This is a genomic window from Faecalimonas sp. LCP19S3_D12, from assembly GCF_052121495.1.
Taxonomy (GTDB): Bacteria; Bacillota; Clostridia; order Lachnospirales; family Lachnospiraceae; genus Faecalimonas.
On sequence record NZ_JBQKED010000067.1, the window covers coordinates 1 to 10104 of the forward strand.

The window sequence follows — 10104 nt, forward strand, 5'->3', positions numbered from 1 at the left end:
AATATATTCCATCCACTCTAACAATTCTTTCATAAAGAAACACCTCTTTTCTCTTTAGTTTATCAGAAAAAAGGGATGTTCACAATTTATTTACTCATGCGTTTGTCGTGTTTATGCTATAATGAAAATAGTTAAAGTTGTTACGGAACAATAACTTATAGTTTGTTGGGAGGCATTTGAATGGAAGATTATGTGAGACTGAAACAAGTAAAAAAGATATATAAGATGGGAGAAGTGGAGATTGCAGCTGCGGATGGAATTGATTTTTCTGTTGGAAAGGGAGAATTTGCAGTCGTTGTCGGAGCAAGTGGAGCGGGAAAGACTACTGTTTTGAACATTTTAGGAGGAATGGATACGGCGACGAGCGGAGAGGTCATTGTAGATGGAAATGATATCACAACCTACAATACAAAGCAATTGACGGCATACAGAAGAGATGACATCGGATTTGTGTTTCAGTTTTACAATCTGGTTCCGAATCTGACTGCGCTGGAAAATGTAGAACTGGCGCTTCAGCTTTGTAAAGATCCTCTGGATGCGATGGCGGTGCTTGAGGATGTCGGACTGGGAGAACGGGCGGCGAATTTTCCGGCGCAGCTTTCCGGCGGAGAGCAGCAGAGAGTTTCTATCGCAAGGGCGCTGGCAAAAAATCCGAAATTGTTACTTTGCGATGAGCCAACGGGAGCGTTGGATTACAATACAGGAAAAGCAATATTAAAACTGTTGCAGGATACGTGTCGTAAGAAGGGGATGACGGTCATTTTGATTACGCACAATTCGGCGATTGCACCGATGGCAGACCGTGTGATTAAAATAAAGAACGGAAAGGTTTCTAAAGTGACATTGAATGAGAATCCGATTCCGGTTGAGACGATTGAGTGGTAGATAAGTATGAAAAAACGAGCGTTGAGAAAAGATTTTTATATGGAGATACGAAAAAGCCTGGGACGTTTTTTGTCGATATTTTTTATCGTAGCATTGGGCGTATCATTTTTTTCCGGAATTCGAGCATCGGAACCGGATATGAGAATTTCCGGAGATGCCTATTTTGATGAAAAAAATCTGATGGATATCAAGGTGATTGGCACGATGGGACTGACAAAAGATGATCTGCATGCGATTGAAGGACTTTCAGATGTAGCTAAAGCAGAGGGCGGTTTTAGCCAGGACATGCTGCTTAATATAGATGATAATCAAAAGGTTCTTCATGTGATGTCTATTCCGGAGTCCATGAATGAGCTGACGGTAAGTGAAGGAAGAATGCCTGAAAAAGAAGGAGAGTGTCTTGTAGATATAGATTTTTTAGAAGGTACTTCTTATCGGATTGGTGACACGATTACGCTGACGAGGGAAGATTCCGGGATATTGGAGGTCAAAGAGTTTAAAATCGTGGGAACGGGAAGCAGCCCATCCTACATCTCGTTTGGAAGGGGAAGCAGTCTGATTGGAACAGGAACGGTCAGTGGGTTCCTCGCTGTGACAGATGAAAATTTTTCTCCGGATACCTATACAGAAATTTATGTAAAAGCAGCAGGGGCAAAAGAGGAAACTGCGTTTACAGAGGGGTATCAAAAGAAAGTGGATCATGTGATTGATGAGATTGAGAAAATTACAGATGCCAGATGTGAGGCGCGGAAACAGTCTCTGGCAGCTGATGCGAACAAAGAGATTGACAAGGCGAGACGGGAGTTGGAAGACGGAAAAGCGAGCGCGCAGCAGGAACTTTCTGAGGCAGAACAAAAGCTGAAAGATGGAGAGACACAGATCCAGAATGCGAAAGCAGAAATTGCATCTGGAAAAGAGCAGATTGAAAATGCGAAACAGACCTTATATCAAAAGCAGAAAGAACTGGATGCCGGACTAGAAGAGTATCGCACCGGAAAAGAAACACTGGATAGTCAAAAAGAAGAATTAGAGAAAAAAGAAAAAGAATATCAGCAGCAGGCTGAGGCGGCAGCGCCACAGATTGAGGCTGCCGAGAAGCAGATTGCAGATGCCAGAGCCAAGTTAGACGTGGGATGGCAGCAGTACAATACCATCAAAGACAGCGAAGACCCAAAAGATCAGGCAATCGCAGCAGAGTTATTGAAACAGTTGAATGCAGGGGAGGCAGAACTTAAGGCGAACATAGAAAAGCTTACTGCGATGAAAAATCAGTTGTCAGAAGGGAAAATTGCGATTGAACAGGCAAAACAACAGCTGAGCGCCGGAGAAGAATCGCTCTCTTGTGCACTGCAGACAATCCAGAACGGGCAGGCTCAGATTGATACAGCGTGGGAAGAGCTGCATGAAAAAGAAGAGACACTTGAGAGTGGAGAAAACACTTTGCAGGAACAAGAACAGACGCTGATTAAAAGTAGGGAAGAGTATGAGACTGCAAAGGCGGAGGCGCAGGCAAAGATTGAAGAAGGGGAACAAAAGATCAAAGATGCCGAGAAGGAGATTGCAAAGATAGAAACTCCGACATGGTATGTATATGACAGAAGCACTTTGCCGGAATATTCAGAATATGGAGAAAATGCGGATCGCATGCGGGCAATCGGGAAGGTGTTTCCGGCGTTGTTTTTCCTTGTGGCGGCACTGATCAGCCTCACGACAATGACACGAATGGTTGAAGAGCAGAGAGTGGAGATCGGAACACTTCAGGCACTCGGATACAGCAAGATTGATATTGCGAAAAAATATTTGAATTATGCGCTTTTGGCAACGTTTGGAGGAAGTGTTTTCGGGGTGCTGATTGGAGAGAAACTATTCCCGTTTATTATTGTGTATGCCTATAAGATTATGTATCAGCATCTTCCACATATCATTGTGCCGTATCATGTGTCATATGCGGTCATGGCTACGGCAGCAGCAGTATTATGTACATTCGTGGCAACACTGGCAGCCTGCTATAAAGAACTGATGGCATTGCCGGCGGTATTAATGCGCCCACCATCACCAAAACAAGGCAAAAGAATTTTTTTAGAGCGAATTACGTTTATTTGGAAATATTTAAGTTTCATTTGGAAATCCTCTATTCGTAACCTTTTCCGATATAAAAAACGGTTTTTTATGACGATCATTGGAATTGGCGGTTGTATGGGATTGATGTTAGTGGGATTCGGACTCAAAGATTCCATTACCAATATCGCAACGCTCCAATATGGAGAATTGCAGGAGTATGACGGGATGGCATATTTGTCTTCGGACTTATCAGAACAGGAAAAGACGAGTTTAAGGGAAACGCTTGAAGGCGAACATCAGATTGATACGTATTCGGAAGTCATGATGAAAAATAAGACAGTGAAGAGCGCGGCAGGAGAAGAGGAAATCTACCTGAGTGTTCCGGTAAAGGAGCATGGTTTGGAGCCATTTATGACATTTCGAAATCGTGTTACAAAAGAAGAATGTGAATTGACAAATGAAGGTGTGATCTTAACAGAGAAGGCAGCCACCGAATTAGATGTGAAATCAGGAGATATGATTACCATACAAGAAGATGCCGGTGACGTAAGGGTGAAAGTTGTGTCGGTATGTGAAAACTATATTGGAAACTATATGTATATGACAACCGGATTATATGAAGAACTTTATGGAAAAGAGCCGGAAGAAAATAGTATTATGTTCAAGATGAAGAAATATGATGAAGAAGGTTTGATGGAAATCGGGGAAAAACTGATTGAGCAGGATGCAGTTTTGAACGTGACATATACAAATAATATGGAAGAGCGGATTGCAGATATGCTCGGCAGTCTGAATCTGGTTATTGTGGTACTTATTATCTCGGCGGGAATGCTGGCGTTTGTTGTGCTTTATAACTTGAATAACATCAATATTACAGAACGAAAACGAGAACTTGCAACCTTAAAAGTACTTGGGTTCTATGATAAAGAGGTTGCATCGTATGTATTTCGGGAAAATATTTTGCTGACAATTATTGGATCGCTGGTTGGAATGGGAATCGGAAAGATTTTGCATCAATTTGTGATCGTTACCGTGGAAGTGGAAGGAATTATGTTTGGAAGAAATATTGATTTTCCAAGCTTTTTGTACAGCTTTTTATTCACGGTTGGATTTTCATTGTTTGTGAATTGGGTAATGTATTTCAAATTAAAGCGGATAGATATGGTTGAATCACTGAAAAGTGTAGAATAGTTTATAAGAATTTAATAAAGTTCATAAGATTATTAGCACTCACTTTAAAAGAGTGCTAATTTTCTATTGACATTTAAAAATCAGAGTATTAATATATCAAATAGATGAGGCAAAACGCCGAGAATTGATAATTAAAGATAAAAAGGAGTTGTTAGAAATGGGTGCAAAACACGGTAACCTTTCAATTAACAGTGAAAATATTTTTCCAATTATAAAAAAATGGATGTATTCAGATCACGACATTTTTGTGCGTGAGTTGATTTCAAATGGTTGTGATGCGATCACAAAATTGAAAAAATTAGATATGATGGGAGAATATCAACTGCCGGATGACTATAAAGCAAGCATCAAGGTAGTGGTAAATCCGGAAGAAAAAACATTGAAATTTATTGATACCGGTATTGGTATGACTGCGGATGAAGTAGAAGAATATATTACACAGATTGCATTTTCCGGTGCAACAGAATTTCTTGAAAAATATAAAGACAAGACAACAGAAGACGATATGATCGGCCACTTTGGTCTTGGATTTTATTCGGCATTTATGGTAGCAGAGGAAGTTCACATTGATACATTGTCTTACAAAGAAGGTGCGGCTCCGGTACACTGGACATGTGACGGCGGCACAGAATATGATATGGAAGAAGGCAGCAAAAACACAGTTGGAACAGAGATCACATTGTTCCTGAATGAAGAAAGTGTGCAGTTTTCGAATGAATATCGTGTGAGAGAAGTGATTGAAAAATACTGTTCTTTCATGCCAGTAGAGATTTTCCTGTCAAAAGAAAATGCAGAACAAGAATACGAGACAATTTTGGAAGAGGAATTGAAAGATGATGATGTCATCGTGGAACGTATTCATGAAGAAGCAAAGATGGAAGAAAAAGAAAATGAGAACGGCGAGAAAGAGATGGTGGAAGTTTCACCGGCAGTAGATAAAGTGAAAATCAACAAACGTCCGGTTTCTCTGAGTGATACAACTCCACTTTGGACAAAACATCCAAATGACTGTACAAAAGAGGATTATATCGAATTTTACCGCAAAGTGTTTATGGATTACAAAGAGCCATTGTTCTGGATTCATCTGAATATGGATTATCCATTCAATTTGAAAGGTATTTTGTATTTCCCGAAAATCAACACAGAGTATGATTCCGTGGAAGGAAAGATTAAATTATACAATAATCAGGTATTTATCGCAGATAATATCAAAGAAGTCATTCCGGAATTCCTGATGCTGTTAAAAGGTGTGATTGACTGTCCGGATCTTCCGCTGAATGTATCACGTAGTGCATTGCAGAACGACGGATTTGTAAATAAAATCTCAGATTACATTTCAAAGAAAGTGGCAGATAAGCTTACAGGAATGTGTAAGACTGACAGAGAATCTTATGAAAAATACTGGGATGATATCAGCCCATTTATCAAATTCGGCTGCTTGAAAGATGAAAAATTCTGTGACAAGATGAGTGATTATATTTTATTCAAAAATATTGACCATGAATATCTGACACTCAAAGACTGCATTGCAAAAAATGGCGGTGCAGAAGAGACGAAGGCTGAAGAAAAAAAGACAGAGGCATCAGAGGGCGAAAATACAGAAGAAAAAGCAGAAGAGAAGAAAGTAACAATTTACTATGTGACAGACGAACAACAGCAGAGCCAGTATATTAATATGTTCAAACAGGAAGGTTTGGATGCAGTGCTGTTGACACACAATATTGATTCTCCGTTTGTGACACAGCTTGAGCAGCGCAATGAGAATGTACAATTCCAGCGTATTGATGCAGATTTGACAGACACATTCAAAGAAGAAGTTGCAAAAGAGGAAGAAGAAGCATTCAAGGCAGATACAGAGACATTGACTGATGTATTCCGCAAAGCATTGGAAAATGACAAGCTGGAAGTTAAAGTAGAGAAGCTGAAAAATGAAAATGTGGCATCTATGGTAACATTGTCAGAACAGTCACGCCGTATGCAGGAAATGATGAAGATGTACAATATGTACGGAATGGATCCATCTATGTTCGGAACAGATGCCACACTTGTATTGAATGCAAATCATCCATTGGTACAGTATGTACTCAAAAATAAAGATGGAGAACATGTACCAATGTTCTGTAAACAGTTATTTGACCTTGCGATGTTGAGTAACAAACCGTTGAATCCAGAAGAAATGACAGCGTTTATCAACAGAAGCAACGAGATTATGATGTTATTGGCAAAATAATAAGAAAAATAAAAAATGCGCGAATCCACAGGTGGGTTTGCGCATTTTGTGGATATGGAATAAATTTAGAAGAAGTGAAAAAATCGCATAAAAAATTTAGTGATTTTAGAGTGGGAAAAGAGGAAAAAATAGGGTAGAATAAAGATATATAATGAAAAAAAGGTGATTATATTGGATTTGAAAATTTATCAGACTTTATGTGCTGATTCCAAAATAATTTGGACAAAGCACTGCTTAGAACGAATGCAGGATGTGATAGCATAAATATATATATCATAACAGCGTACTATCCAGACACCAAGAAATTTGGATCTGATTTAAAAACAAGAAGAAAGGGGAAATAAATATGTGTATGTTCTGTAAAAATACTACTACTGTTGAAAGTACTACAACCCATGTGGTGAATTATAAAAATTGCGTTATTGTAGTTAAAAATGTCCCTTGCCTTGAATGTGATCAATGCGGAGAAAAGTATTACACTGACGAGGTTGCTGAAAAATTGGAGACGATTGTAAATTTGGCAAAGAAGCTGATGCAGGAAATTGCTGTGATTGATTATCAGCATGCTGCGTAGAATATTGAGGAAAAATTTAGACAGAGGCTATTGACATCAATATTAAGCTTTGATGACTTCTTGGAATTTCAATGAATGAGATTTCCAAAAGTTATTTGCTCTTTGAGGGTTTGCTTTTGAAAATAGGTCTTAAAAAGAGGAGTGCGTGAATCCACGAGTGGATTTGCGCATTTTGTGGCTATGGAATAAATTTAGAAGAATTGGAGGATTGTGATGGAGATTAGAAAGTATCAGGCAGAAGATTTGGAAGAAATTGTGCAGCTTTTTTATGAGACAATTCAAACTGTGAATCGAAAAGATTATTCGCAGGAACAGGTGGAAGTGTGGTCAAACCGATGTGAGAATCTTAGAAAAAATAAAACAGTTTTTGAAAAACTTTATACAGTCGTTGCCGTAGAGGGAGAGAAGATTATAGGATATGGAAACATAGACAGAACAGGATATTTGGCTCATCTGTTTGTGCATAAAGATTTCCAAAATCAAGGTGTGGCAACGGCAATCTGCGATGAGTTGGAACAGCATGCCAAGAAATTTGGGATTCAAAAGATCAGCGTACATGCTTCCATTACGGCAAAACCGTTTTTTGAAGGACGAGGATATGTGTTGGAAAAAGGGCAGCAGGTGGAGTTGGAAGGTGTGAAGCTGACAAATTTTGGGATGGGAAAATTCATTGATTTTAGGATAGGCAAGATGGAGAAAATATTTAGGATCACCTTGGTAACATTCATGTTACTTAGTCTGTTTGGATGTTCGCAGAAAGAACCGTCAGAGGTTAAGAAGCATGCGGAAACTGATTTTTTGGAAGACCAGAAAGTCAGAGAAGATGAAGCAACAGTAATTAACACTTATGATGTGACTGATCCGGAATTCGTTGAAGAGTATTCTGAACAGAATAAGCTGATAACGAAAGTTAAATATTATGAAATGAGTGATGGTACATGGAGGACAGACACGCATACCTATAAATATAGACTGGAGATAACAGGAAGAATGAATGGAGCAGCTAAAGATAGTACATTTGTTTTCCTGAGTAACCTAGAGGATATTACGTTTGGACAGGCGTGGAAAGCAAGTGGACTAAGCAGTAATACGGCTGACTATTTGGAGGAAGAGGAAGCAAAACTTGTGGCTGTGAAATAGAATAGGTTATCGTAGGAGAGAACACGATATGAATTTAATATACAAGAAGGCAACACTTAAAGATCTAGATATCTTAATTGAAACGAGAATAGAAGTATTGAGGGCGGCAAATAAACTTTCTGGTGATACTGATATGAGCGAAGTGGAAAGACAATCCTATGATTATTATCAAAAAGCTCTTTGTGATGGCTCGCATATTGCATATTTGGTTTTTGACGAAAACTGTGTTGTTGGTGCGGGTGGTGTTAGCTTTTTTCGAGTAATGCCGACCTACCACAACCCAAGTGGAAATAAGGCATATATAATGAATATGTATACAAAGCCTGATTACAGAAGGAAGGGCATTGCTTATAAAACATTAGATATGTTGATTAAAGATATTAAAAGTAAAGGCATTTCAGCTATTTCATTAGAGGCGACGGAGATGGGGAGACCATTATATGAGAAATATGGGTTTGTAAAAATGAATGCTGAAATGGAATTGCCAGAATAATTAGATATTACTTCACACATGGAAGTACCAAAACTTGAGTCTAGAGAAGGTGGTAGTGTATGAAAAAAATTGGAAGGGTGTTGTGCGTATTTCTTTTTATGATTTCTATGACGGCGTGTAGTTCATCAAAAAATAACCCAGTTCATTTAGGTGTGAATGCAGTAATTACAGAAATTGATGAGGGAAACAACACGATAACTGTAAAAGACGGTACAGAAGAAGGCATTTTAGGTAAAAACTGTCTTATTGATTGTTCATCCATTCCTATGATTTACTGTGATTATGATACAGGACAAGTTGTAAGTATATCATTTGAGGATTTACAGGTTCAAGATGAAATCATTTTGAGTATTCGAAATTCAGAAATAGAGAATTCTAAAGACGAGGACGATAAAGCAAGGACGCTCAAGGTTGAACAGTTGCAACTGAGTACGCAAAGAATGAAATAGTGATTTGCCTAGGAAGATAGAAAAAAGTGATTTTAGAATATTGAAAACGTGGAGGGATGGACTATGGGAGTTGTAGACGAGAAAGATTATATTATGCGAATGATAAAAGAAATGGTACAAGTATTGTTTTCTTTGGTATTTGGGAAGAAATATGTTTCTGTCGAATTAGAAGACGAAAATAAATATGAAGTCTCAGGGAATACGTTGAAATATTTTTTCGATATGATTGACCAGGGAGATATAAACGAAGCTGAGAATCTTTTGCTGGAAGATCTCGATTATACAAATAAAGAAGAAGTCATGGCGGCGGCATTTTTTTATCAACATCTAAGTCAAAAAGACGATGATTTTTTGAGAAGAAATGATTACACGAAAGAAGAAGTGCTTTTTGGGTTTAAGCAGTTACTTGAAAAATCTGGATATGAAGACTTAGTTCGCTTAATAGGACGTGTTGATGAGGACGGACGATAAGGTGCGAAAACACTCATTTTACCACGATTGAATGAGCCTTGATATGATAATAGAATAGCACTAAAAAGACACCATTGACAACCTACGTGGTGTCTTTTGTTAAAAGGCAGTCAATCATAAAGACCAACTGCTTTGTGTGTATGGGTATGAAGTTGTCAAACTAGGAGTTATCTATTGTTTTTTCCCTTTTGTATTCTTTCATTTTCTAATAGCATAATTGCAACGTTTGCAACAATGAATATAGAAATACAAATTATTGTTCCACTTGTTGAAATTGAACTATTGATAACACCTGTAAAACTATTGATAATTGTTAAAATAATTCCGAATAAACAAATAGCCAAAATCACTTTGGATAATAAACGATAATTTTTCATTTTGATTTCCTCCATCAACTTTTAATTTGTCCGTTTCTTCATACCCATATTATAACAGTTTCATATATCCGACACAACAAAAATCAGCATACCCTTGCCATTTTTCTATGCAAAAAGAGGTAAAGATTGAAAATGAAAAGTAGAGGTTATCCATTACCTTAATCGTATCACAACAAAGCCATCTTACGGTGGCTGCTTTGAAAATTGAATATGTAGACAAAGTTACAGGTTAT

General features: G+C 38.1%; 9 protein-coding genes. 8 read left to right on the forward strand and 1 reads right to left on the reverse strand.

Annotation, left to right across the window (positions count from 1 at the left end; translation table 11 throughout):
- Window positions 1–180 precede the first annotated feature (180 nt).
- The 8 genes from ACTQXY_RS14435 to ACTQXY_RS14470 all read left to right on the forward strand — a co-directional run bounded on the left by ACTQXY_RS14435 (window position 181) and on the right by ACTQXY_RS14470 (window position 9494).
- The gene (locus ACTQXY_RS14435) at window positions 181–885 is read left to right on the forward strand and encodes an ATP-binding cassette domain-containing protein (protein WP_441660044.1); all 705 of its coding nucleotides are present in this window, start codon (window positions 181–183) and stop codon (window positions 883–885) included.
- Window positions 886–891: 6 nt separating this feature from the next.
- A complete protein-coding gene (locus ACTQXY_RS14440) occupies window positions 892–4137 on the forward strand; it encodes an FtsX-like permease family protein (RefSeq protein ID WP_441660045.1) in 3246 nt (1081 codons plus the stop codon).
- A 157-nt stretch (window positions 4138–4294) separates the two neighbouring features.
- A complete protein-coding gene (htpG, locus tag ACTQXY_RS14445; protein ID WP_441660046.1) occupies window positions 4295–6367 on the forward strand; it encodes a molecular chaperone HtpG in 2073 nt (690 codons plus the stop codon).
- A 346-nt stretch (window positions 6368–6713) separates the two neighbouring features.
- On the forward strand, window positions 6714–6941 hold the full coding sequence (locus ACTQXY_RS14450; RefSeq protein ID WP_441660047.1) for a YgiT-type zinc finger protein: 228 nt from the start codon (window positions 6714–6716) through the stop codon (window positions 6939–6941).
- A gap of 213 nt (window positions 6942–7154) precedes the next feature.
- The gene (locus ACTQXY_RS14455; RefSeq protein ID WP_441660048.1) at window positions 7155–8081 is read left to right on the forward strand and encodes a GNAT family N-acetyltransferase; all 927 of its coding nucleotides are present in this window, start codon (window positions 7155–7157) and stop codon (window positions 8079–8081) included.
- A gap of 28 nt (window positions 8082–8109) precedes the next feature.
- A complete protein-coding gene (locus ACTQXY_RS14460; RefSeq protein ID WP_441660049.1) occupies window positions 8110–8574 on the forward strand; it encodes a GNAT family N-acetyltransferase in 465 nt (154 codons plus the stop codon).
- A 59-nt stretch (window positions 8575–8633) separates the two neighbouring features.
- On the forward strand, window positions 8634–9023 hold the full coding sequence (locus tag ACTQXY_RS14465; RefSeq protein WP_441660050.1) for a hypothetical protein: 390 nt from the start codon (window positions 8634–8636) through the stop codon (window positions 9021–9023).
- 63 nt (window positions 9024–9086) lie between these two features.
- Window positions 9087–9494 (forward strand): DUF6483 family protein, encoded by a 408-nt coding sequence (locus ACTQXY_RS14470; RefSeq protein WP_441660051.1) that lies wholly within the window; start codon window positions 9087–9089, stop codon window positions 9492–9494.
- A 167-nt stretch (window positions 9495–9661) separates the two neighbouring features.
- Here the strand turns inward: ACTQXY_RS14470 and ACTQXY_RS14475 are convergent, their stop codons facing one another.
- Window positions 9662–9871 (reverse strand): hypothetical protein, encoded by a 210-nt coding sequence (locus ACTQXY_RS14475; protein ID WP_441660052.1) that lies wholly within the window; start codon window positions 9869–9871, stop codon window positions 9662–9664.
- Window positions 9872–10104: the final 233 nt, after the last annotated feature.